Source organism: Flavobacterium ginsenosidimutans, assembly GCF_003254625.1.
GTDB lineage: Bacteria > Bacteroidota > Bacteroidia > Flavobacteriales > Flavobacteriaceae > Flavobacterium > Flavobacterium ginsenosidimutans.
The window spans coordinates 133,572-158,515 of sequence record NZ_QJRJ01000069.1 but is presented as its reverse complement, the minus strand read 5'-3'; the positions used below and the strand labels follow the sequence as shown (position 1 = coordinate 158,515).

Annotated in this window: 17 protein-coding genes; 7 read left to right on the top strand and 10 right to left on the bottom strand. The window is 34.8% G+C overall.

What is annotated here, in order from left to right:
- Window positions 1–78: 78 nt before the first annotated feature.
- The 8 genes from DM444_RS04740 to DM444_RS04705 form a co-directional block, all read right to left on the bottom strand.
- The gene (locus tag DM444_RS04740; RefSeq protein ID WP_239455584.1) at window positions 79–2,061 is read right to left on the bottom strand and encodes a glycoside hydrolase family 127 protein; all 1,983 of its coding nucleotides are present in this window, start codon (window positions 2,059–2,061) and stop codon (window positions 79–81) included.
- A 12-nt stretch (window positions 2,062–2,073) separates the two neighbouring features.
- Window positions 2,074–3,054 (bottom strand): arabinan endo-1,5-alpha-L-arabinosidase, encoded by a 981-nt coding sequence (locus DM444_RS04735; RefSeq protein ID WP_239455583.1) that lies wholly within the window; start codon window positions 3,052–3,054, stop codon window positions 2,074–2,076.
- A gap of 66 nt (window positions 3,055–3,120) precedes the next feature.
- Entirely contained in the window at window positions 3,121–4,065 is a 945-nt protein-coding gene (locus DM444_RS04730) for a glycoside hydrolase family 43 protein (protein WP_111284498.1), read from the bottom strand.
- A gap of 186 nt (window positions 4,066–4,251) precedes the next feature.
- Entirely contained in the window at window positions 4,252–5,874 is a 1,623-nt protein-coding gene (locus DM444_RS04725) for an arabinan endo-1,5-alpha-L-arabinosidase (protein WP_111284496.1), read from the bottom strand.
- Window positions 5,875–5,885: 11 nt separating this feature from the next.
- Window positions 5,886–7,424: an alpha-N-arabinofuranosidase gene (locus DM444_RS04720; RefSeq protein ID WP_111284494.1), complete on the bottom strand. Its 1,539-nt coding sequence runs from the start codon at window positions 7,422–7,424 to the stop codon at window positions 5,886–5,888.
- Window positions 7,425–7,478: 54 nt separating this feature from the next.
- On the bottom strand, window positions 7,479–8,483 hold the full coding sequence (locus DM444_RS04715) for an arabinan endo-1,5-alpha-L-arabinosidase (RefSeq protein ID WP_111284492.1): 1,005 nt from the start codon (window positions 8,481–8,483) through the stop codon (window positions 7,479–7,481).
- 188 nt (window positions 8,484–8,671) lie between these two features.
- Window positions 8,672–10,234 carry a RagB/SusD family nutrient uptake outer membrane protein gene (locus DM444_RS04710; RefSeq protein WP_111284490.1) on the bottom strand — a complete coding sequence of 521 codons (1,563 nt, stop codon included), beginning with the start codon at window positions 10,232–10,234 and terminating at the stop codon, window positions 8,672–8,674.
- Between the two features lie 28 nt (window positions 10,235–10,262).
- The gene (locus tag DM444_RS04705; RefSeq protein WP_111284488.1) at window positions 10,263–13,319 is read right to left on the bottom strand and encodes a SusC/RagA family TonB-linked outer membrane protein; all 3,057 of its coding nucleotides are present in this window, start codon (window positions 13,317–13,319) and stop codon (window positions 10,263–10,265) included.
- A gap of 572 nt (window positions 13,320–13,891) precedes the next feature.
- Here DM444_RS04705 and DM444_RS04700 point away from each other — a divergent pair.
- Window positions 13,892–14,581, top strand: coding sequence for an NUDIX hydrolase (locus DM444_RS04700; RefSeq protein WP_111284486.1), 690 nt, complete (start codon window positions 13,892–13,894; stop codon window positions 14,579–14,581).
- Between the two features lie 11 nt (window positions 14,582–14,592).
- On the opposite strand, the gene DM444_RS04695 is transcribed toward DM444_RS04700, so the two are convergent.
- Complete coding sequence (locus DM444_RS04695) at window positions 14,593–15,591, bottom strand: GntR family transcriptional regulator (RefSeq protein WP_111284526.1); 999 nt, start codon at window positions 15,589–15,591, stop codon at window positions 14,593–14,595.
- Between the two features lie 102 nt (window positions 15,592–15,693).
- Here DM444_RS04695 and DM444_RS04690 point away from each other — a divergent pair, with 102 nt between their 5' ends.
- From DM444_RS04690 to DM444_RS04670, 5 genes are all read left to right on the top strand, one after another.
- Window positions 15,694–16,746 carry an aldose epimerase family protein gene (locus DM444_RS04690; protein WP_111284484.1) on the top strand — a complete coding sequence of 351 codons (1,053 nt, stop codon included), beginning with the start codon at window positions 15,694–15,696 and terminating at the stop codon, window positions 16,744–16,746.
- A gap of 101 nt (window positions 16,747–16,847) precedes the next feature.
- Entirely contained in the window at window positions 16,848–18,008 is a 1,161-nt protein-coding gene (galK, locus tag DM444_RS04685; protein WP_111284482.1) for a galactokinase, read from the top strand.
- A 17-nt stretch (window positions 18,009–18,025) separates the two neighbouring features.
- Window positions 18,026–19,084, top strand: a complete 1,059-nt coding sequence (locus tag DM444_RS04680) for a UDP-glucose--hexose-1-phosphate uridylyltransferase (RefSeq protein WP_111284480.1) — start codon at window positions 18,026–18,028, stop codon at window positions 19,082–19,084.
- A gap of 252 nt (window positions 19,085–19,336) precedes the next feature.
- Window positions 19,337–21,022 (top strand): sodium/sugar symporter, encoded by a 1,686-nt coding sequence (locus DM444_RS04675; protein ID WP_111284479.1) that lies wholly within the window; start codon window positions 19,337–19,339, stop codon window positions 21,020–21,022.
- A 271-nt stretch (window positions 21,023–21,293) separates the two neighbouring features.
- Window positions 21,294–22,073: an L-fucose dehydrogenase gene (locus tag DM444_RS04670; protein WP_111284477.1), complete on the top strand. Its 780-nt coding sequence runs from the start codon at window positions 21,294–21,296 to the stop codon at window positions 22,071–22,073.
- Window positions 22,074–22,237: 164 nt separating this feature from the next.
- Here the strand turns inward: DM444_RS04670 and DM444_RS04665 are convergent, their stop codons facing one another.
- Window positions 22,238–23,107: an AraC family transcriptional regulator gene (locus DM444_RS04665; protein WP_111284475.1), complete on the bottom strand. Its 870-nt coding sequence runs from the start codon at window positions 23,105–23,107 to the stop codon at window positions 22,238–22,240.
- Window positions 23,108–23,278: 171 nt separating this feature from the next.
- Here DM444_RS04665 and DM444_RS04660 point away from each other — a divergent pair, with 171 nt between their 5' ends.
- A complete protein-coding gene (locus DM444_RS04660; RefSeq protein ID WP_111284524.1) occupies window positions 23,279–24,934 on the top strand; it encodes a UxaA family hydrolase in 1,656 nt (551 codons plus the stop codon).
- The last annotated feature ends 10 nt before the right edge of the window (window positions 24,935–24,944 follow it).

Genomic DNA, 24,944 nt, shown 5'->3' with positions numbered 1-24,944 from the left:
CTCTATACATCTGATGGATTGATCCCGAAGCCTCGGGACGTATCTACAATATGAATCGTTCCTTCGGAATTTTAATTTTTAATTCAATTTATAATCCAGCCAGACTTTCATTTTTCCAACTCCACGATTTGACCATGAATAATAAGGAATGGCTTTGAATTTCGAATTTTCGATGACATTTACACCTTGCAATAAGTTCGTTTCTTTTCTCACTTTGAAAGTGTCTGAAGCCGAAACATCGATCTTATCAAAATTGTTTTTATTGTCGATTTCTTCAACCGCATACACTAACGGACCGTATTCTAAAGAGACTTTATTTTTATTCGTTTCTACTTTTGAATTGGTTTCTACTTCCTGAACTTCCATTGGAAAATTAAGAGCGATTTTGTCTCCTTTTTTCCAATTTCTAGTTACGTTAAAATAGCAGTTTTCAGGCTGAATCGCTAATGTTTCTCCGTTTACAGTAATAGTTGGTTTTTGACTTGAAGCTTTCTTATACGTATATAAATCTCCTGGTAAAACTTCATTTCTTGCCCAACCTGGAACGCGAAGTTTAATCGTGAATTTGCTCTCTTTTTTAGGATTAACTGAAATTCCAACTTTTCCGTTCCAAGGATAAGAAGTCTGTTGTGAAATCTGTAAATCTGTTTTTCCTAAAGTGAAAGAAGCATTGTTTGAAGCATATAAATTCACATACAAATCATTCTTGGTTTTCGAATAAATTAATCCTGGAATTGACGGAATAAAACGAATTAAATTAGTCGGACAGCAAGAACAGTCAAACCAAGCCTGACGCGTGCAAGAACCTCTGTTTGATTTGTAAATCCCATCTGCTTCCAAGGCATTTGGATAGAAAAATTGTTTTCCGTCAAGCGAAATACCCGAAATCAATCCGTTGTACATCGTTCTTTCGATGACATCAAAATATTGTGATTTTCCATATAAATTATGCAATCTGTGATTCCAATATACATCTCCAATTGCCGCACATGTTTCGTTGTAAGCAGTTAGATTTGGCAATTCGTAGTTTGCTCCAAAAGCTTCACCGTCATGTCTCGATCCGATTCCGCCTGTGATGTACATCTTTTTGTTAACCATATTATCCCATAAATTATTTACGGCATTTTCATATGATTTGTCTTTGGTCATTGCAACAATATCGGTCATTCCAGCATACATATAAACGGCACGAACAGCATGCCCGACTGCTTCTTTTTGCTCTACAACTGGCATGTGATCTTGAGCGTATTCTCCATACAATTTATGATTGTTCGGATTTCCTCGATTGTCCAGAAAATATTTGGCAAGTTTCAAATAATCTTCTTTTCCAGTAATTTGATATAATTTAATCAAACCCGTTTCTATAATTTGATGTCCTGGAACGCCTTTTACCTGACCTGGACCGTCGCCAAAAGTTTTCACGAACAAATCGGCATTTTTGATGGCGATATCAAGGAAATTTCTTTTTCCAGTCGCCTCATAATGCACAACTGCAGCTTCAATTAAATGACCAGCGTTATAGCATTCGTGACTGATTTGCAATGATTCCCAACGTTTTCCTTCAATAACTGGAACCCAAGTAGCAGGCGGTTTTGCAGGATTTATTGTTCTCCATGTTGTCAAATAACCATCTTCTTCCTGACCAATTTTCACAATCGCAATCAAAGAATCTAAAACTCTTTCTAGTTTTGGATTTGGAGCAGAAATTAAGGTATTTGATGCGCCTTCGATAATTTTGTAAACATCCGTATCATCAAAAGGCATTTCACCTCTCACTGTTCCTGTTTTTTGTTTTCCTGCGATTAAAAAGTTCTCAAAACGACCTTCTTCATCACATTTTTTAATTGCATATTCTATGGTTACTTCCTGCACTCTTTTGATAATTGGAAGCCAAAAAGAATCAGTTAATTTTACATTTTGAATGTTTACGGGTTCGATTTCGTAACCTGCTTTTAAAACTGACGTTTTATTTTGCACCACATTATTTTTGGTTTCTTTACACGAAACCAAAACCAGAAGTGACATAAAAATCGTTAAAATTGGTAAGTTGTATTTCATCATTATTCTTGTATTCTATTTTAAAACAGGCCACAAATCAGCATCCCATTGTATTTCTTTGACTACTAACCTTGGTGTTCCATTAGTTTTCTTTTCGTAAGCGTGATAAAAGATATAATCTTTTCCGTCGAAAGTATAAGCGCTATTATGTCCTACTCCAAAATAGTTTTGATCGCCTTGAACTACTATACTTCCTCCGCCTTGATCTAGTGGTTTTCCTTCTTTATCCAAATAAGGTCCTGTTACATTTTTAGATCTTCCAACAACCACTTTGTAAGTGCTTTTTTCTCCGCGACAGCATAAATCCCAAGACAGAAATTGATAATAGTATCCATTTTTCTTAAAGATAAAAGGAGCTTCAAGTGCACCATCACCTGGATCAGAATCTAGCAATTCGAAAGTTCTTTTACGTTTTGCGATTGTATGCCATTCTTGAGGTTGCGCAATTGATTTTAAATCGGGGTTTAATTTTACCAATTTCAATCCTTCCCAAAAAGAACCGAAAGAAAGCCAAGGCGTGTTGTTTTCATCAAAAACCAAATTTGGATCAATGGCGTTCCACATATCTCTGTTTGGTTGTGATTGAATGACAATTCCCTGATCGACCCATTTGTAATTTTTATCTTTTGGATCTAAAGTCGTATTAGTTGCAACGCCAATCGCCGACGTATTTTTGGCGAAAGCCGAAACAGAATAATACAAATAATAGATATTGTTGTGGAATGAAATATCTGGTGCCCAAATATGATTTTTAAAATCTGCTGCAACACCATCTGCCCAAACTGGTTTTTCTGCGAAAACCTGTGGTTCTTTGTTCCATTTTTTTAAATCTTTCGAACTAAAAACACTTATTCCGTTGCCTGTACAATACAAATAGTATGTATCTTTTTGTTTGATAACAACAGGATCGTGCACAACAATTTCCTGTGCCATAACCACAGAAACTGTGAACATTAGAAAAGCCGAAATTGTATATTTTATGTTTTTGTAAACCATATAAGTGATATAAAAAATTTAAGTTTTTGGTTAACTGAAAACTGAGACTGCGACTGAATACTAAATCTATTGAATTCCTTCAGATGTCATAACAATTCGTTTCATTGTCCCGTCTTTGTTATAAAATAATTTATCGACACAGACTGATCTTCTAAAACTTCCTCCATCTGGTTTTGATGCTCCGTTGTGATAAATGAAATACGATTGTCCTTTAAAATCAATTATTGATTGGTGATTTGTGTTACTATTTCCAGCAATTTCATTCAGAATTCCTTTAAACTCCCAAGGTCCTGTAATTGATTTACTCATGGCGTAGGCAATTTTTTCAGGAAACTCATAAGCGTATGACAAATAATACCAGTCTTTGTGTTTGTGAATCCACGGTGCTTCAGTAAAGTTAGGCAGTTTTATGTGATGAATTTCACCTTCTATTTCCGTCATATTTTCTTTTAATTTAGCATAATGACAAGCGGTATTCCCCCAAAAAAGATAAGCTTGTCCATCAGTATCGATAAAAACCGTCGGATCTATATCGTCCCAGGTTATGTCGCTAAATTTGGTCATATCATTGGTGATTAAGGCTTTTCCTAATGCATCTTTAAAAGGCCCAAGCGGGTTATCAGCAACAGCAACTCCAATCGATTTTCCGTGAACAGTTCCATGTTCAACCGTTACATACCAATAAAATTTTCCATTTCTTTCTATTACCTGCGAAGCCCAAGCATCACTTTTTGCCCATTTAAAATCAGTTACTTTAAGCGGAACAGGATGTGATTCCCATTTTTTCATATCAGAAGAAGAATACACTAGCCATTCATTCATCTTATAAAAATGAAAATCATTTGGCGCTTCGTCATGACCAGCATACAAATACACTTTGTCTTTGTACACCAATGCGGCAGGATCTCCTGTGTATTTATCTGTAATGGCAGGATTGTTGAATTTTACCGATTGTGCAGTTGCGGCAATCGATAAAAACAAAATGGACAGGCTTGTAAATAGGTTTTTCATTGTTATTTTATTTTTTTGCCACGAATTCACAAATTTTTACAAATTATAATTCGAGAAATTTGCGGTTATTTTTATTCAAGCAGATTTCACAGATTTTTTAATCATTTTAATTCGTGAATTCGTGGCTATTTTTCTCTCGCAGATTACGCAGATTTTATTTTTAATTCTCTAATAATTGGGGTTTTTCTAATTTATTTTTTTTCCCCAAACCCCTATTCCTGCACTATTGATTCCGGTATAGGTTAAGGTCACTTTTCTGGTTGCCGATTCCCAATCCCAAGCGTCAACTACATTGCATTTAACTCCGTTTATGGTAGCGATTTTTTTTGCGGCATCATAAGACCAAGTTCCCGTTATATCCCCGCTTACTTTTTTGTCAGCCGTTAGATAAATTGTAACTGCTTTTTGCATGGTTTTGTATTGGTAATTCAAGGTAATCTGTTCCCAAGTTCCAACCAGATTTCCTTCTGCAAAAGTCGTTGTTGGTACGCCCGCATAGCGTTCTGGTTCTATTACTGGCCATCCGTCTTCTGTCCATTGAATTCCATGAACATGCCCCATCATGACTGCATTTGAGACATTGATTCCAGCAACTCCTTCTGGCAAACGCGCCTGTGAAGCATAAAACCATTGTTTTGTTTCTGGGTTTTGAAAAACAGCACAATGCGCAAATCCAACCCATCCTGTATGATTTTTAAATTGATATGGATGTGTTACCAAAGGATAGCATTCTGCTCCGTTCGTAATACTGATTCCTGTGTTTGTAACGTAAGGTCCAAGAATGTTTTTAGAACGAGCTACACGTGTGTTATAAGCAACCGATAATTCGTCATAAGCCAAAAACAAATAATAATATTGTGTATCTGGATTGTAGATGATTTCTGGTCCTTCAAGTGCTTGCCAGCGATTTGTATTTACATTTCCGCGACCTGCAATTCGAACTCCGTAATCATCAATTGTTTTTAATTTATCTGGTTTTCCTGTCGTTGGATTTAGTTTTAAAGCTGCAATTCCAGAATGCCAAGAACCGTAAATTAAATACTGTTCACCTTCGGGAGTTTCAATAAAACTCGGATCGATGGCGTTGAATTTAAAATAAGCATCCCAATCGTTTCCTCCGTTTCTAACATAACTTTTTACGCCGTCAGGTTCTGAGCAAACTACCATTCCTTTGTCAACCCAATTATTAGAAGCTAAATCTGTTGTTTCAGCCAAACCAATAAAAGCACGTTCTGTCCAAGAAGTATTTGTATCTGTTCCTGTAATTGGATTTGTTACTACAATGCTGTAATACATTCTGAAAACATTCCCCACTTTTCGAACACATGGCGCCCAAAATCCGTAATTTGGATTTTCTATCGGAGGAAGTGCTGGACTCATTCTCGCTCTTTTATTATTTAAAGAATCTTTTACCCAAGCTGGAGCCTGAAGCATTGAAGGTCCCATAAATTCCCAGCTGATTAAATCTTTTGATCTTCTGTAGAAAAAATGTCCATTGCCATCATGCGCGTTTCCGTATGAAGCATCGGTTTGATACATATAATAATATTCGCCCGATTTCTCAACTGATGGATCGTGTACGTTTGCTAGATTCCATTGTGATCTATTTGCCCAACCAGCAATTGACGTATAATTGTCTGCATAAGTTGGTCCGTTAAATGTTGGCGTAACCACAGGCGGATCAACCACTACAGGCGGATCTGTATCTTTAGTTGCCGGATCATCTTTTGAACAGCTTGCCATTAAAATCGCTGCTGCAAAAAATCCGATGACAGAAATGGTTTTTAAAATGAATTTTTGGTTTTTCATTTGGTTCTATTTTATTTTCCTTCTAAAACAACTACTGAGAAAGGAGGAATAGTGATTTCAAGTTTCCCTTTTTTGTTTTCGAAACCTTTAAAAACTGCTGGTGCAATTTTGTCTGGATTTTCGAATGAATTGTAATCTTGTAATTTAGCCGATGTTATAACCGTTCCTGTGAAGTTTTTCACACCTAAATCTTTTACATCAATTTCGATTTTGTTCTTATTTTTTGCGTCTACATTAACTAATGAAATGTGAATAGCTCCGTTTTTGTCTTTTGATGCCGATGCAGAAACTGCAGGAAGTTTTTCTCCATTAAAAGTGTATGATGGCGATTCGAAACTTACTGGCAATAATTTTGCGTCTTGGTGCACGCTGTACATTTTCATTACATGGTATGTTGGCGTTACAATCATTTTAGCTTTATCAGTTAGAATTACGGCTTGCAAAACGTTAACGCATTGCGCTAAGTTTGCCATACGAACACGATCTGAATGGTTGTTGAAAATGTTAAGAGTTGCTCCAGCTAAAACCGCGTCACGCATTGTATTTTGCTGATATAAAAATCCTGGATTTGTTCCTTTTTCAACTTCATACCAGCCTCCCCATTCGTCAACAATCATGGCTACTTTTTTCTCAGGATCGTACTTGTCCATAATAGCAGAATGTTTGGTAACCAATTCTTCCATTTTTAGCGCTGACTGCATCGTTTTGAAATAACCTTCTTCAGTAAAATTTCTATCATCTCCTTTTTTACCCCAGTCAATTACAGCATAATGGTGAACTCCAACTCCGCCTAACATATTTAGCGGAATGCCTTTCATTAAAACTTCTGTCCAATTGTAATCTGCACTGTTTGATCCAGAAGCAATTCTTGTGATTCCTCCAGTATTTTCCCAGTCTGACATGAAAGTCGCATATTTACGATATTCGCCTGCGTAATATTCTGCAGTCATGTTTCCTCCGCATCCCCAAGCTTCATTTCCAATTCCCCAGTATTTTACTTTCCAAGGCTCTTTTCTTCCATTTTTTGTGCGTAAATCGCTCATCGGACTTTTACCGCTGAAGTTCGTGTACTGAACCCAGTCAGCTAATTCCTGAACCGTTCCGCTTCCTACGTTTCCAGATAAATACGGTTCTGCTCCCAAAAGTTCACACATATTCAAGAAATCGTGTGTTCCAAAACTGTTGTCTTCAGTAACTCCGCCCCACCATTTGTTTACAATAGTTGGTCTTTGCTCTTTTGGTCCAATTCCGTCTTTCCAGTGATAGGTATCAGCAAAACAGCCTCCTGGCCATCTTAAGTTTGGAATTTTTAAATCTTTTAAAGCCTTAATAATATCATTTCTTACTCCGTTTGTATTTGGAATTTTCGAAGTGTCTCCCACAAAAAATCCTCCGTAAATGCAACGGCCTAAATGTTCTGCGAAATGACCGTAAATGTTTTTATCAATTGTTGGCGCATCTGCAGTATTTTTAATGGTAATTGTAGTCTGCGCAAAATTCAGCTGACTACAAAGCGAAATAAGAAATGTAATTAAAAGTGCTTTTTTCATAGTGGTTTTTATTGAAGAGGAAAGTCCGAAAACTTTCCTCTGAATTTTAATTTTTTAATAAGAAAGTGTTGGCCATCCTGATGACCATGTAAAATATACAATTTCGAGTTTTGGATTTCCGCTGTCGGCTCCGTCATAATAATGAACAGATCCTTTTTGCGTTCCTGTAATTCTAGATAAATGTCCTGGACCAATGTAATTTCCTTGTGTAGCCAAAACAGTTGTACCTCCGCCATTGGTTAATGCAACTCCATTTTTATCCACAAAAGGACCAAACGGACTTGTAGAACGTCCTACTACAATATAATAGGTACTGTTTACGCCATTGCAGCAAGTACCTCGGTTTACAAACATGTAATAATAACTTCCTTCTTTGATCAAACAAGGAGCTTCCCATGATGCGCTGTTTCCGCCTGCAACAATAGTTCTGCTTCCAGTTGTTTTTCCTGTTGAAGGATTAATTTGGATAACTCCAATACCAGCATGCCAAGAGCCATAAGCCATATAGACATTACTTCCATCAACCAAAATTGATGGATCGATAGCATTAACATCTGATGCTGAAGAGGAAGAAACGACAACGCCTCTATCTGTCCAAGTTGTTCCTGCACTTTGCGAAATAGCTGGTGTCGTAACCAATCCGATTGCAGAAGTGGCTGAACCAAAAGTAGAGCACGAATAATACATATTCCATCTATTGTTAAACCAAGCAACATCTGGCGCCCAGAACGTTTTAACGAATCCTGGAACATATCCTGTAATCCAGCTCGGGGTTGATGAAAACACTGATGTTCCCCATGTCCAGCTAGTTAAATTTGTTGAATAAGTCATCGGAATATTATCTCCTGTAGTAAAAACATAATAATTAACACCGCTTTTTACAATTGTACTTGGATCGTGTGATGGCACATTTCCGCTTACTGTTTTAGCAGTTAAATTGGTAACCTGTGAATCTTGAGCATTAACAGCTGCTGCTGCTTCTTTTGTTGGGACAATATCTTCATTTTGACAACTCCATAATAATATCGCTAATAAAACCAAACTTGTAATTGCTTTCATTGTTCTATAATTTTAGTTACTGTTAAAAATTACTTCTCTTGTATTCCAAATTCTAAGGCATAATATCATGTGAAGATTTTAAGCCTTCACATGATATCAGGTATTTAAAACTAACTCAAAATATTTTTAGTCTCCGTTTTCAGTAACAGTATACAGTGAGACTGCGACTGAAAACAGAGACTGTAAACTTAATAACTGTCGTTTTGGATTGTTCCTGGATTATTATCCATTTCCAACTGCGGAATTGGGAAATATTCACGACCAGGTGTATAAGAATTAAACTCAGCATCTCTTGATTTTAACCAAGCTAATTTAGCTGAATCTTGAAGCCATCCCCAACGACGGATATCATCAAAACGATGTCCTTCAAGAGGGAATTCTAAGAATCTTTCGTGACCAATCTGTTCTCTCATTTGTGCTTGGCTCATTCCTGGTTTTGTAGTTGCCAAATCTGGAAGATTTACTCTGTTTCTTACCATTTGAATATAAGTGTAAGCTCCTTGAGTATCGCCAGTTTCATTCAAACATTCAGCGTACATTAATAAGATATCTGCATATCTTAATAAACGCTCATTGATTCCTGAACGCCAGTCATATTCGTCTGCAAATTGTCCGTCAGAGTTTTGATATTTTCTACAGAATAAATCATTTAAATCAGCAGGGCTTGATGCATAGAATGTTGCGAAATCTTTTCCATACAATTGCATTCCGCCTGGTTTATTATAGAAAATTGTAGCATCTAAACGCGGATCTAAATCTCCTGTTTTTGTTTTCTCTTCTTGAAATTCATTAAATAATGCCCAAGTTGGCTGAACATCTGTCCATCCGAAAGCACGCGGTGCATAAGTAATCGCTCTTGCAGATGTTTTTCCCCATCCTGAAGCAGGCGCGCCTCCCCAACCTAAATCAACTCCTCCAGCATCACGGCTAAATTGTACTTCAAATAAAGATTCTGAATTGTTTTCGTTTGCTGTTGTGAAGTTATCGCGGTAATTTGATACAAGAGAATAAACTCCTAAATCTATTACTTGTTTGAAAGTAGTTCTTGCATTAGAAAAATCTTTTGTAAATAAATAAGCTTTTCCTAAGTAGCCTAATGCAGCTCCTTTCGTAGCGCGTCCTTTCTGACCTGCGTCTAATCCTGAAATACCATCGTAAGTGTTTGGAAGTAATTCAGCAGCAGCTTTAAAATCTGCAATAACTTGTGCCCAGCCTTCTTCTTGTGTTTTCTGCGGATAGTAAACTGCTAATTCTGTTGGAAGCGGTACGTTTTTAAACATATTTACTGCATGAAAAAAGTACAATCCTCTTAAAAAATAAGCCTGACCTATAATTCTGTTTTTTAAGGCTTGGTCTTCAAACTCAATTCCAGGTACATTTGTCAATACTTGATTGGCACGATAAATACCTTGGTAATATGTTTCGTAAGCCCATCCATAAATAGCTGCGTCTGCAACATTTGAATTGAAATGTCCAACGTTATACATAGAACCCCAAGGGCTGTTTGTACGAGAATCATCAGCTTTTACATCTAACAATAATGGCGTACTTCTCATGTAAGTACCATCTGTTAACAAACTTCCGTATGCAGCATTCACACCTTGCAGTGCATCTTCATCGGTTTTCCAAAAATTATCGACTGCATCATTATTTGGGTCTAATTGAGTCAAATCTTCGTTATCAACACAGCTTGTTGTTACCAAGGCTAGTGAAAGAAAAACGGTTATATAGCTAAAAATTTTAGATTTCATTTTAATACGTTTTAATGGTTAGACCTGGTTAGAAGCTCACTTCTACTCCTAAAGAAATTGTTCTTGGATTTGGAAAAGATCCTGCATCATATCCTCTTGAAAGTAATCCGTCGCTGTTAAAATCAGGATCGTATCCTTTGTATTTCGAAATAATCAACAGGTTTTGACCATTTAGGTAAACCTTAGCTTTTTCAATAAATTTATCTTTTATTGGAATGTTGTAACCAATTTCCATTGTTTGCAGCTTAACATAATCTCCACTTTCAATAAATCTGCTTGATTCTCTAGCATTTCCATTTGGATCTCCAATAACTGGAGCAGGAACATTTGTATCTGTATTTGTCGGTGTCCAATAATTTAATTCGTCTGTATGGTGGTTTGTATATTGTCCGATCATTAAATTGCGGTACATAGCGTTGAATACTTTGTTACCACCGGCACCTTGCCAGAACATTGAGAAATCAAAATTTTGATAAGAAGCACTGAAATTTAATCCAAAACCATATTTAGGAATTGTTACACCTTGAAAAGTTCTATCTGCATCTGTTATAGCTCCGTCACCATTTACATCTCTAAATTTCACATCTCCTGGAGCCGCATTTGTTTGTGTTGGAGAAGAAGCAACTTCAGCTGCATTTTGGAAAATTCCAATCGCTTCCCAAGCAAATAATTCACCAACAGATCTTCCTACTTCTGTTTTAGAATATACTCCATAAATTGGATTTCCGTTTACACCAATTTTAGTAACTTCATTTTTCAGCGTTCCAAAGTTTGCAGAAATATCATATTTAAATTTATGATGATGATTACTATAGGCAGCTGTAAACTCTACCCCTGTGTTTTTCATTGCTCCTGCATTTGTTGTAATATTTGCAGGAAATGCTCCTGTAGAATATGGAATTGGAACTCCTAACAATAAATCGTCTGATTTCTTTATAAAGTATTCTGCTGTAAATTGTAAATCATTATTTAAGAAACCTAATTCGATACCAACATTTGAGTTAGTAGATTTTTCCCAGTGTACATTTGGATCTAGCGCTGCTACTACAGTTGTTCCTGGAGCTAACTCATTATTAAAATCGTACCCCGCAAAACTATTTACTGTTGAAGCAAAGAAATACTGAGGAATTGTATTGTTACCAATTGTACCATAACCACCACGAAGTTTAATATTACTTACCCATTCTGGTAAATGAATGAACTTTTCGTTGCTGATTCTCCATCCTCCTGAAAAAGAGTAAAAATTTGCTGAGTTATTAATTTCACTGAAAAGAGACGTTTTATCTTGTCTGAAATTTCCTTGAAGCAAATATCTGTCATCATAAGAATAGTTTAATCTACTGATGTAAGATACTCCTGTAATAGTAAATTTATATTCTGATGCGTTTCTAGAATCAGCATATTGAAGCATTGGAATTTCGTCTGGAGTATAACCTACACCTCTCATATTATATCTATGATAATCTCTTTTTTCCTGAATCAAACCTGCAAGCGCATCAATTTTATGTTTTCCAAGTGTAATTTCGTAAGTTAATAAGTTATTCAAAAACGTTCTTAACTCATTTCCAGTTTCAACATCCAAAGATGCTTCGTCATTAGTAGTAATATAATACCATCCTAAATCACTTGGCGGAATAAACTTTCTGTTTTCCCAATCCGTTCTATCATAACTTACGTCCAATTTGTATTTAAGACCTTTTACGATTTCTATTTCTCCCCAAACATCTCCAATAAAACGGTTTCTTTTTCCATTATTATCAATCAAATTGTTGTATCCAATTGGGTTCATTGAAATCGCTTTTTGAGTCAAGTTGTCTGTACCTCCATAACCTCCAAGTCTATTTGCATCATAAACAGGCATCGTTGGAATAGCTCCTAAAATGTCACTTACAACCGTTTGACCTGCATTATACTCATTAAAGATTTCTTTATCAGATTGTGTATAAGCTATTTTTGCACCATATTTAAATTTCCCTTTTTTTCCATTTAAATTTAAGTTCGTTGACAATCTCTCATAGTCCTGAGGCGTTTTGATGTAGCTTGTATTTTTAAAATAATCAACATTAAAACTATACGCAATACTTTCTGCGCCACCAGTAAAAGTCAAAGCCTGATTTTGCACAACACCAGTCTGGAAAGATTCTTTCTGCCAATCTGTATTTACATTTGAAATATAGTATGGACTATTAGGATCATTACCTGGAGCAATATTTACAGCAACACCCGCTCTAATATCTCTATTTCTTTCTGCCTCGCTAGTGATTTTTTGATAACCAACACGATCTGTAACATCCCATTTTTTAGCGACATTTTGTAAACCTACGATAGACTTGAATTTAATATCCATTTTACCGGCCTTACCTTTTTTAGTCGTAATAATTACTACTCCATTCGCACCACGCACACCATAAATTGCGGCAGACGAAGCGTCTTTTAAAACCTGCATAGATTCTATTTCTCCTGGAGCAAAGTCGTATGGAGCATCGACCATAATTCCGTCAATAATAAATAGTGGATTATTATTGGTAAAAGAAGTTATACCTCTAATCTTCACATTAACAAAACCTCCCGGTTCTCCCGAAGACTGCACAGTAACACCTGGAACTTGTCCTTGAAGCATTTTTGCTGCATCGTAGGTAACTACTTTTTTAGCCGATTCTAAATTAACGACACTTACAGAACCTGTTAAGTCAGATTTTTTTTGAGTTCCGTAACCAATAACAACTACCTCATTAAGTTTGTTTGTGTCTTCTCCTAAAGCTACATCTATTTTAGATTGGCTTCCTACGGTAACTTCTTTGTTTTGAAATCCTATAAATGAAAAAACTAAAACATCATTTGGAGATGCTTTAATCGAATACTCTCCATCAAAACCAGTTGTAGCAACTGTTTTGGTTCCCTTTATAATAATGTTTACACCCGGCAAAGGCAGATTGTCTTGTGCCGATGTAACAACTCCGCTAATCGTTTTGCCCTGAGCAGACATTTGATTAACAGAAAATAGCAGCATCATTACTGCTAAAATCCAATTTGTTTTTGGCAATACAAAATTGCAATACAAAATTAATTGTTGCTTTGTAATCATAGTGGTTTAATTAAGATTGGTTAGTGGTTGAATTAATAAGTGTTAATCTTACATTTGTAAATTTAAATAAAAAAAAAGCATGAAAACAAATTAATATCACAAAAAAAAGTCTGAAAAAAAACACATATCATAAATTAAGTGTTGAATTAACATTTAAAATTCAATGTTTTTTGCAAAAAAGAAGGGGTTTTATATGATTTAATTGTGTAAAAAATACACTTTTTACAAAAAAGCGCTGTTTTAATCAAAAAATGATGAGAAGAAAAAAAAGCATAAATAATCTGTTTTTTAATGATTTGAATTCTAAAAAATTATATTTTTGTAGGTAAAAGATTGTTTAATTTTGTGAATTTTTATATAATCATTCGATCTTTTTTCAAAAAACTATCCTGATCTACCCTGTTTTTGTATTAAAAAATTCTTAAAAAACAGAAATGAATGTTATTTTTATGTAAAAAGTCATTTTTTTAACTCTATTTTTGAGCAGTTATTTATGTAAGTGTGAAATCTACATTAATAAATTATGAAACGTTTTAGGAAGTTTATATATTTACCATCCAAATTAATTACATATGTTAAATAGTTATAGCTCTGCTGATAAAGTTTTACTGGCGGTTGACTGCATCATTTTTGGATTCGACAATGAGGGTCTGAAAATACTTTTAATCCAAAGAGATTTTGAACCAGAAAAAGGAAAATGGTCTTTGATTGGAGGATTTCTTAAACGAGATGAAGTTTTAGATAGTGCTGCTACAAGAATCTTAAACACTTATACCGGTCTGAATGATATTTATATGGAACAGCTGTATGCTTACAGCGAAATCGATCGTGACCCCGTAGAAAGAACCATTTCGGTTTCTTATTTTGCATTGATCAATATCGAAAACCATAATGCAGAATTAATTCAAAATTATCACGCAGAATGGTTTCCTATTAATGATGCTCCACACTTAATTTTTGACCATAACGAAATGGTGCAAAATGCAATTAAGAGACTTCGATACAAAACTTCTGTCAAACCAATTGGTTTTGAATTGCTTCCAGAGAAATTCACCATGCGTCAGCTTTTAGAATTGTATGAAGCGATTTTGAGCAAAGAATTAGACAAAAGAAATTTCATCAGCAAAATTAATTCTTTAGGTATTTTGAATAAACTAGACGAAAAAGACATGCAATCTTCTCGAAAAGGTTCTTACTTATATACCTTTAATAAAGAGAAATACGAAGAAAAATTACTAAATGATTTTGTGCTCAATTTGTAATTGACAACTAATCATAAAGAATTCCTAACTATCAGAGCAGATCTATTTTCGATCTGCTCTTTTGTTCCTTTCAAAACCATATCTGCCAAAATTTTCCCCATCAATTCAAAATTGGTTGAAATGGTTGTAATTCCATTTGCCGCAATTTTTTTCAACGGCGTTTCATTATAGGATATAATTCCAAAATCTTCTCCTAGTTTTAAATTTCTATTTAAGGCATTTTCAATCACCAAAAGCAAATCACGATCATGAGGAATAATATACAAATCACCAATCGCGATAGATTGGTTGCTGAAATCTGAAATAATTTCATAACCAAAACCATATTCTTCGCAAAAAGATTCAAAACCCGTTTTCATTCCTAGCGGCTCTCTAAAACCAGCAAAAATCAAAATCAGTTTCTTGTATTTTGACAATCTTTTTTTTCCTTTCATCAATCCTTCAAAAATATCTTTTTGGTGATTTTGATAAATTGCGGGAAACATTTTTAACTCCGGATTGGTTTGATCCAAAATAATTACATCACCTACTGGTAGGGTTTTTATAGAATCTACGACATCGTTTAAGTTCGTCGGCATGATAATGTATTTTGTATAATTTCCGTTGCTGTCATTTATCAGTTTTTTGAAAACCTGAACATTAAAATGATGAAAGAAAATATCGACCTGAACATTTTTTCCTATGTTTCTTAAAAACGAATTATAAATGTCTTCTTTGAAAATATTTAATTCGTCAAAAAGTAGAAAAATCTTCTGAGTTATAGTGATTTCAACGCTTTTAACATAATATCCTTTGCCCGGAATAGCATAAATAATTCCTCTTTTCTTGAGTTCGTCATAGGCTAATAAGACCGTATCTCGAGATAAAGAAAAGGCTAGACAAACTTTATTTACCGACGGAAGACGATCACCTTTGATCAAATTTCCTTCTTCAATCGCTTTTTCTATTGAAAGAATAATCTGCTTATATTTTGGCAGACCAATATTATTTTGAATTGAAATAATGCTCATAATAAAAGTCATTTTGACTATAATAATTAAAAACTGGTAGGTACTGGTATGCAAAAGTAATAAATGTTTCTATTTTTGGATTTCATTATTGGTAAAAATTATATGGAAATAAAACACATATCGCATTTAAAAGAGACTCACAATTGCAAATTGTTTGGTCTAATGCCTAATAAGGAAGAAATTTTCTCTTTTGATTTAGTTAATAAAAATGGAATGAAAGTTCAGATCATCAATTATGGTGCAACTGTAACTTCAATCCAAATTCCTTTAAATGGAAAACTTGTAGATGTTGTTTTGGGCTTTGATAATCTGGAAGCTTATTTAGAATCTTATAATTTGCCAAGTGCTCCTTATTTTGGAACTACTGTTGGTCGTTACGCTGGACGTATCCATAATGCAACTTTTAGTCTTAACGACAAAAAATTTCAGCTTGGCGGAAACAATAATGGCAATACGCTTCACGGAGGAGATATGGGATTTGGAAGAAAAGCTTGGAGCGTTGTTAATGCAATTTCTGGCGAAAATCCTTCTATTACTTTTGGTCTTTTGAGCGAGCATTTAGACGAAAATTTCCCTGGCGAAATGACTGTTTATTTGACGTATACTTTGACTGAGGAAAATGAATTAAAATTAGAATATAAAGCTACCTCAACAGAAGATACGATTATCAATTTGACGCATCATAGTTATTTTAACCTTGATGGACACGACGGAAATGTTTTAGAACAGCAGATGTTTATCAAATCGGCTAAAATGCTGGAAACAAATGCAGACAATATTCCAACTGGAAATTTCACGGATTTAAATAATCATGATTTTGATTTTAGAACTCCAAAAAACTGTCCGTTTCCAATTGACAACTCTTTTGTTGTGAATTCTAAAACTGAAATTGTTGGACAATTAATCAGCTTAAAAAATAAACTGAGAATGAATGTTTACACCGATCAGCCAAGTGTACATATATATGTAGGCGGAAATTGTTTCGGAAAATTAAAAGGAAAAGAAAATGTAGATTATAATGCACAAAGCGGAATTTGTTTTGAAACACAAAATTTCCCAGATGCTCCAAATCACGCTCATTTTCCGAATGCCGTTTTGAAAAAAAGCGAAGAATACACGCAAAAAACACTTTATAAATTTGAAAGTTTAGATTAATACAATAAACATTTGATGAGATAAAATAAAATAGTTTCATCCAGCAAATAAAATCACTCACAATAATAAATCTTAAAAACCACAATACAACTAACTATATAATGAATGATATTTTAATACAAAACACCGTTGCTTTTTTTGAGAAATCTTTTGGTTCTTCTCCTCAAAAAACGGTACTTTCTCCAGGTAGAATTAACATTATCGGAGAGCATGTTGACTACAATGACGGTTATGTTTTGCCTGCTGCAATTGACAAAGTAATTTGTTTTGCTTTTGAAAAAAACAACACTAAAACTTCTAAAATAATCGCCATCGATTTAAATGAAGAATTTGAAATCGATTTGACTCAAGAAGTAAAATTGAGCGATGTAGTTTGGACCAATTATATTCGTGGCGTAATCAAACAATTGCAAGATAACGGATTTTCGTTTGAAGGTTTCAATTGCGTTTTCAGCAGTAATATTCCGGTTGGTTCTGGATTGTCTTCGTCTGCAGCTTTAGAATGCGGAATGATTTTCGGAATCAAATCTCTTTTCGATTTAAAAATTGAAAAAGTTGACATTTCATTATTAGGACAAAAAGCAGAACACTGGGTTGGTATCAACTGCGGAATTATGGATCAATTTTCTAGCGTTCATGGTCTTGAAAATAAAGTGATCAAATTAGACTGCAACACTTTAGATTTTGAATATCACAATGCCGACTTCAAAGATTATTCTCTGATTTTATTTGATTCTAATGTAAAACATTCCCTTTTTACATCAGAATATAATACGAGAAGAATCGAATGTGAAGAAGGTTTATCAATCATAAAAAGTCATTTCCCTGAAATAAAAAGTTTTAGAGATGCTACAGAAGAGCAAGTTCTAAGTCTGAAAGATAAAATGACTGAGAAAGTTTTCGCTAGAGTTCATTTTGTGGTAAAGGAAATCAATCGCGTTATCAAAGCCTGTGAAGCTTTAGATAAAGGAAATATTGAACTTTTAGGCGAATTACTTTTTGAAACTCATTATGGTTTATCGCAAGAATATGAAGTAAGCTGTGAAGAATTAGATATGCTTGTTGATACGGCAAAAGAAGATGAAGCGATCATTGGTTCAAGACTAATGGGAGGCGGTTTTGGAGGCTGTACTATCAATTTAGTTAAAAAAGGACATGAAAATGAGGTTAAGCGTAAGTTTTCAAAGCTTTATTTAGATACATTTGGAATTGAATTAAAATTCTATGATGTAAAAATCTCGAACGGAACAACGCTACTTTAAAACCACAACACACTACAATGAAAAATTTTGACATTAACGAAGATCCGCACAGACGCTTCAATCCTCTAATTAATGAATGGGTTTTAGTTTCACCTCATCGTGCAAAACGTCCTTGGCAGGGGCAAAATGAAACTATTTCAACAGAAGAACTTCCTAAATACGACCCAACTTGTTATTTATGTCCAGGAAATGTTCGTGCAAACGGAATGAATAACCCGCAATATGAAAGCAGTTTTGTTTTTGAAAATGATTTTGCTGCAATGAAGCAGGATGAAATTATTTTTGAAGACGATATCAAACATACTTTTTTTAAAGCAAAACCAGAGCAAGGAATTTCAAGAGTGGTTTGCTTTTCGCCAAGACACGATCTGACTTTACCAGAAATGGAAATTGCTGATATTGAAAACATCATCAAAACTTGGCAGAAAGAATACACTGATTTAGGTAATATAAAATACATTAATCACGTTCAGATTTTTGAAAACAAAGGAAGCGTTATGGGATGCAGTAACCCGCATCCACACGGACAAATCTGGGCGCAATCTTCGTTACCAACTCAGGTTGAAAAAACACAAAACAGCTTAAAATCATATTTTGATAAAAATCAAAAAACATTATTAGAAGATTATGTTCAAGCTGAGCTAAAAGTTGGTGAACGTATCGTAATCGAGAATGACCATTTTGTGGCACTTGTCCCATTTTGGGCAATCTGGCCTTATGAAACAATGATTGTGAGCAAAAGAGCCGTAAATAAAATCACCAATTTTACTGCTGACGAAAGTACCGCTTTCGCGAAAATCTTAAAACAGCTAACTACGAAGTATGACAATTTATTTAATACTTCATTTCCATATTCATCAGGAATTCACCAATCACCAACAGATGGTTTAATTCACCCTGAATGGCATTTCCATATGCATTTTTATCCGCCATTGTTGAGATCAGCAACAGTAAAAAAGTTTATGGTTGGATATGAAATGTTAGGTGAGTCACAACGCGATATTACTCCTGAAAAAAGTGCCGAAATTTTAAGACAGCTTTCAGATGTACACTATAAAAGTCTTGTAAAAGCATAGTATTTGCTTATGTTGCAGAACCTAAAAGTGAAAATTTAACATAATATCCTGTTGATAAATGTAAAAAATACATTTCATGATGGTTGATTTATAAATTTTTATTTTACATTTGGCTCTCTCTTTTATTTTCGCAAAAAAATAACAGAAATAAAACACATCTTGCATTTTTAACAAGATTTGACAACATAAAAACTGATTAAAAAACTAAATAAACAAACAACCTTATAATAATTATTTAAAATACTACTAACAATGAACCAAAACCTCGCTTTCGCAGACTATGCGGTTTTTATTATTTATTTTATTGTAGTCTCTGTCTACGGTTACAGCGTTTACCGCAAACGTAAACAAGACGAACATGATGCTAAAGCTTACTTTTTGGCTGAAGGAAATTTAACTTGGTGGGCAATTGGAGCTTCTCTTATTGCTTCTAACATCTCTGCAGAACAATTTATCGGAATGAGCGGTGAAGGTTTCTTCTTAGGAATCGCAGTTGCTGCTTACGAATGGCTTGCTGCCGTTGCTCTTATTATTGTTGCTGTGTGGTTTATCCCTGTATATCTTAAAAATAAGATTTACACTATGCCACAATTCTTAAAAACACGTTACAACGAATCTACTGCTTTGATTATGGCGGTTTTCTGGTTGTTTTTGTACGTTTTTGTAAACTTAACTTCTATTTTATATTTAGGAGCTGTTGCAATTAACGGTCTTGCTGGAGGAGAATACCTTCACGTGATCATGATCGGATTAGCTGTTTTTGCTTTATTTATTTCTCTTGGAGGAATGAAAGTTGTGGCATACACAGACGTAATTCAGGTTGCTGTATTAATCATTGGAGGTTTAGTAACATCTTATATAGCTTTGACAACTGTTGGTCAATATTTTGGTGTTGGCGAAAATGCAATTGCAGGTTTCAAAGTTTTGATGAGAGAAGCTCCTGAGCATTTCAAAATGATTATTCCAAAACCAACTGCAACTTCTTCTCAGTTAGAAATCGATAAATATTTAACTTTCCCAGGATTATTATCTTATGCTGCTGGTATCTGGATCATCAACTTGAACTACTGGGGATGTAACCAATACATTACGCAAAGAGCTCTTGGAGCAGATTTACAGACAGCGCGTACAGGAATTTTGTTTGCTGGTATGTTAAAATTATTAATGCCATTAATCGTAATGCTTCCTGGTATTGCTGCTTACGTTTTATACACAAACGGACATTTACCTCAATTAGTTGGAGGAAAAGATGGAGCTTATTCTGCTGTTTTAACATTCCTTCCAACTGGATTAAAAGGTCTTTCTGTTGCGGCTTTAACAGCTGCGATCGTAGCGTCTTTAGCTGGAAAAGTAAACAGTATTTCTACAATTTATACATTAGATGTTCATAAAAAATACATTCAAAAAGAAGCTGGTGAAAAACAACAAGTAAACATTGGGCGTATTGCCGTTTTTGTTGCAATGCTTTTAGCTGTTTTATTTACATGGAATGACATCTTAGGAATTGGTGGTGTTGGAGGATTTACATACATCCAAAAATATACTGGATTCATCAGTCCTGGAGTTTTCGCTATGTTCTTCTTAGGTATGTTCTGGAAAAGAACTACTGGAACAGCGGCAATCGTTGGGGTAATTTTAGGATTCTTATTATCTGTTTTATTCAACGAATACGCTCCAGCTTTATTTGGAAACGACACACTTTTATACACAGCTTACGCTAACGGAAAAGGAGCTTTCGAAATTCCTTTCCACATCTGTATGGGATTATCATTCTTATTCACAATGATTGCAATGATTCTTATAAGTTTCGCTGGTCCAAAAGTAAACCCTAAAGCATTCGAGACAGAACCTGGAATGTTCAAAGTACAGCCACAAACAACAGTTTTAATCGTAATTACATTACTGATTATCGTGGCTCTTTATGTTAAGTTCTGGTAATAAATTATCAGTTCTATTCTCTCTATTTTTACAGCTGTTGTTTGTCATGAACAACAGCTGTAAATTTTTAAAAAATGTTCTAACATAGAAATAGAAGCCACGAATTTGAAGGATTTATGAATTAGATTGTCACCCTGAGCGAAGTCGAAGGGCGTTCCAATTGGAATTGGGCTTCGACTTCGCTCAGCCTGACAAAAAGCAGAGTAAAATCATTTTAATCCTTTAATTTCGTAGCAAAAAAAAATCGCAATAAATTATAATAAATAAAATTATGCAGTTATCATTAACCCAAAAAATCATTATCGTTACTGGCGGTGCAAAAGGAATCGGTTTAGGAATCGTTAAAATCCTAGCCGAAGAAAATGCAATTCCGTTTATCGTTGGACGTAACGAAAATGATAACATCAAAGCCGTAGAAGAATTAAAAGCCATTGGAAAAGAAGCGCATCAAGTTGCTGCCGATTTAACAAAACCTGAAGACTGCAAAAAAGCCGTTGAAGCCGTAATCGCAAAATTTGGCAGAATTGACGGACTTGTAAACAATGCCGGAGTTAATGACGGTGTTGGATTAGAAAATGGAAATTATGAAGATTTCGCTGCTTCGCTACACAAAAATTTAGTGCATTATTATTTAATGGCGCAGCACGCACTTCCATATTTGAAAGAATCGAAAGGAGCAATTGTAAACATTGGTTCAAAAACTGCCGAAACCGGTCAAGGCGGAACCTCAGCGTATGCTGCTTCAAACGGAGGAAGAAATGCTTTAACCAGAGAATGGGCGGTTGAATTACTAAAATATAGCATCCGCGTAAACGCTGTAATTGTAGCAGAATGTTACACGCCGCTTTACGAAACGTGGATAAATACTTTTGAAAACAAAGAAGAAAAATTGGCTGCAATCACCAAAAACATTCCTTTAGAAAACAGAATGACAACGGCAGAAGAAATCGCGAATATGGTGGTTTTCTTATTGTCTGAAAAATCAAGCCATACAACTGGACAGATTATTTATGTTGATGGTGGTTATACTCATTTAGATCGTTCTATTTAATTTTTTTTGCCATAGATTATAAAGATTAAAATGATTTTCAAATCCAGTTTTGTCAGGCTGAGCGAAGTCGAAGCCCACGTCCGATTGGAACGCCCTTCGACTTCGCTCAGGGTGACAAACTAAAGCGAATCCTTTTTAATCTTTATAATCTATGGCTAAAAAAATTAATTCACCTTCGCATTATTTTTAAAATCTGAAGGCGTAATTCCTTTAACTTTTTTGAAAAGCTTATTAAAGTTTGAAGCTGTTTTATAACCGCATTCATACGCAATCTCCGACATGCTTTTATCGGTTTCCAGCAGCAATTTGCAGGCATTCGAAATTCTGATTTCATGCAGATAATCTACAAAATTCTTCTTCGTTTTTACCCTGAACATTCTACAGAAAGAAGTCCGCGTCATATTCGCGACAGCGGCAATTTCGCTTAAAGCAATATTCCTTTTAAAATTTTTATTTACATATTGAAAAACCTCAGAAAGACGATCTACTTTCGAATCTTTCTGCATCAAAGAATAAATTTCGTCATTAATATAAATTGTATCCTGACTTTCAGAAAGAATAGATAAAATCTCAAAAAGTCCGACAATAACTTCGAAGTCTTTTTTAGAAACTAATTTCTCCAGTTTTTTGGCAATCTGTTTATTGGTTTTTCCGATAATCGAAATTCCTTTTCCTGCTTGAAGAAAAAGTTCGTTGATTTTTTGAGTTTCTTTTAATTCGTAAAAAGTCGGTCCAAAAATATCTTTATGAAAATATACGACTATCGAATTGGCTCTTAAGTCCTCAAGTCCCTGATAATATTTTTCATCATTCAGCCAAACGTGCGGAATATCAGAACCTAGAAAAACCATATCGCCAGGTTCAAACGGCATTACCGAATTTCCGATAATTCGTTTTCCAAAACTCTCTTTCACATAAACCAATTCCAATTCTGGATGCGAATGAAAGGGCGCTTGAAAAAAAGGTTCAATCCGATTCAGCACCGAAACTTTGGTGTTGAGATAAGACGTTATTTTAGTTTGTTCCAATTTCATACTGCAAAGATAATTAAAGATTATACACGGATAATATTAGACTAATAACAAAAAACTAAAAAAACTAATTTTATTTTTCGTTTACTGCCCAAATTTTAGTGAAAATAAAGTGCTTAACTGATTTTCCTAAATAAGAAAGTGACGACACAAAAAAAGAAAAAAACAAAAACAATGCAGGAGAACACAACTAAAAAACTAGTCGTAAAATTGCATCCGGACGATAATGTTCTGGTTGCTTTAACCGACTTACAAAAAGGAGAAACCATTCTTTTTGAAAATGAAACTTATGTTTTACAAGACCGCATCAAGGCCAAACATAAATTCTACATGCAGGACATGAAGCAAGGAGAAGAAGTAAATATGTATGGTGTTTTGGTGGGAAAAGTGCAAAATGACATTGTCAAAGGAAGTTTAATGACGACTGAAAATTTAAAACACGCCGCAGATCCTTACGCTTACAGAAATGCTTCTTATGAGTGGAATGCGCCTGATGTTTCTAAATTTGAAAACCGAACTTTTAAAGGTTACAAAAGAAAAGACGGACGCGTTGGAACAGCAAATTACTGGCTTTTTATCCCAACTGTTTTTTGTGAAAATAGAAATCTTGACGTAATCAAAGAGGCTTTGCACAAGCAATTGGGTTATGCCGTAACGGACAAATACAACCAATTTACGCACGAATTGCTGGAAGGTTATTTGAACGGAAATGACATTAATGATATCAATATTGAATTAAATCCGACTCCAAAAAACAAACGTGTTTTTGAAAATGTAGATGGAATTAAATTCTTAAATCACCAAGGCGGTTGTGGCGGAACACGTCAAGACGCTTCTACTTTGAGCGCTTTATTGGCTTCTTATGCCAATCATCCAAACGTGGGCGGAATCACGCTTTTGAGTTTAGGATGCCAGCATTTACAAGTTCAGGATTTTGTAAACGATGTCAAAAGACAAAACCCTGATTTCGATAAACCCTTGTTTATTTTTGAACAGCAACAGACAGAAAGCGAAGAAGTTTTGATTACAAATGCCATCAAAAAAACTTTTGAAGGTTTAATCGAAATCAACCAATACGAAAGAACCGATGCGCCTTTGAGCGATTTATGCATTGGCGTAAAATGCGGCGGAAGTGATGGTTTCAGCGGTGTTTCTGCAAATCCTGCTGTGGGTTATACTTCTGATTTAGTCGTAGCTTTAGGCGGAAAAATTCTTTTGGCTGAATTCCCTGAATTGTGTGGTGCAGAACAAAATTTAATTGACAGATGTATTACGGAAGATAAAGCTAAAAAATTCATTGATTTAATGGAATCTTATGATGAACTGGCACATAAAGTAGGTTCAGGTTTCCACATGAATCCGTCTCCAGGAAATATCAAAGATGGTTTAATTACTGATGCTATCAAAAGTGCCGGAGCGGCCAAAAAAGGCGGAACTTCTCCTGTAGTTGATGTTTTAGATTATACCGAATTGGTTACAAAACCAGGTTTAAGTTTGGTTTGTACGCCAGGAAATGACGTTGAAGCAACAACTGGAAAAGCAGCTTCTGGAGCAACTTTAATTTTGTTTACAACGGGATTGGGAACTCCAACTGGAAATCCGGTTTGTCCTGTAATTAAAGTGGCGACAAATTCAGTTTTGGCAACAAGAATGAAAGATATTATCGATATTGACTGTGGACCAATTATCAGTGGTGAAAAATCTATTGAAGAAATGGGTGAAGAAATTTTAGAATACTGCATCAAAGCGGCAAGTGGAGAAATTATTCCGAAAGCGGTTCAATTAAACCAAGACGATTTTATTCCGTGGAAACGCGGCGTATCTTTGTAAAAGACTATTA

Excerpts from the sequence above, each read along its gene's own strand:
- DM444_RS04730 (WP_111284498.1), bottom strand. The coding sequence starts at position 4,065 with ATGAAAAACCTATTTACAAGCCTGTCCATTTTGTTTTTATCGATTGCC.
- DM444_RS04720 (WP_111284494.1), bottom strand. The coding sequence starts at position 7,424 with ATGAAAAAAGCACTTTTAATTACATTTCTTATTTCGCTTTGTAGTCAG.
- DM444_RS04670 (WP_111284477.1), top strand. The coding sequence starts at position 21,294 with ATGCAGTTATCATTAACCCAAAAAATCATTATCGTTACTGGCGGTGCA.
- DM444_RS04705 (WP_111284488.1), bottom strand. The coding sequence starts at position 13,319 with ATGATTACAAAGCAACAATTAATTTTGTATTGCAATTTTGTATTGCCA.
- DM444_RS04680 (WP_111284480.1), top strand. The coding sequence starts at position 18,026 with ATGAAAAATTTTGACATTAACGAAGATCCGCACAGACGCTTCAATCCT.
- DM444_RS04660 (WP_111284524.1), top strand. The coding sequence starts at position 23,279 with ATGCAGGAGAACACAACTAAAAAACTAGTCGTAAAATTGCATCCGGAC.
- DM444_RS04715 (WP_111284492.1), bottom strand. The coding sequence starts at position 8,483 with ATGAAAGCAATTACAAGTTTGGTTTTATTAGCGATATTATTATGGAGT.
- DM444_RS04690 (WP_111284484.1), top strand. The coding sequence starts at position 15,694 with ATGGAAATAAAACACATATCGCATTTAAAAGAGACTCACAATTGCAAA.
- DM444_RS04675 (WP_111284479.1), top strand. The coding sequence starts at position 19,337 with ATGAACCAAAACCTCGCTTTCGCAGACTATGCGGTTTTTATTATTTAT.
- galK (WP_111284482.1), top strand. The coding sequence starts at position 16,848 with ATGAATGATATTTTAATACAAAACACCGTTGCTTTTTTTGAGAAATCT.
- DM444_RS04700 (WP_111284486.1), top strand. The coding sequence starts at position 13,892 with ATGTTAAATAGTTATAGCTCTGCTGATAAAGTTTTACTGGCGGTTGAC.
- DM444_RS04735 (WP_239455583.1), bottom strand. The coding sequence starts at position 3,054 with ATGGTTTACAAAAACATAAAATATACAATTTCGGCTTTTCTAATGTTC.
- DM444_RS04725 (WP_111284496.1), bottom strand. The coding sequence starts at position 5,874 with ATGAAAAACCAAAAATTCATTTTAAAAACCATTTCTGTCATCGGATTT.
- DM444_RS04695 (WP_111284526.1), bottom strand. The coding sequence starts at position 15,591 with ATGAGCATTATTTCAATTCAAAATAATATTGGTCTGCCAAAATATAAG.
- DM444_RS04740 (WP_239455584.1), bottom strand. The coding sequence starts at position 2,061 with ATGATGAAATACAACTTACCAATTTTAACGATTTTTATGTCACTTCTG.
- DM444_RS04665 (WP_111284475.1), bottom strand. The coding sequence starts at position 23,107 with ATGAAATTGGAACAAACTAAAATAACGTCTTATCTCAACACCAAAGTT.
- DM444_RS04710 (WP_111284490.1), bottom strand. The coding sequence starts at position 10,234 with ATGAAATCTAAAATTTTTAGCTATATAACCGTTTTTCTTTCACTAGCC.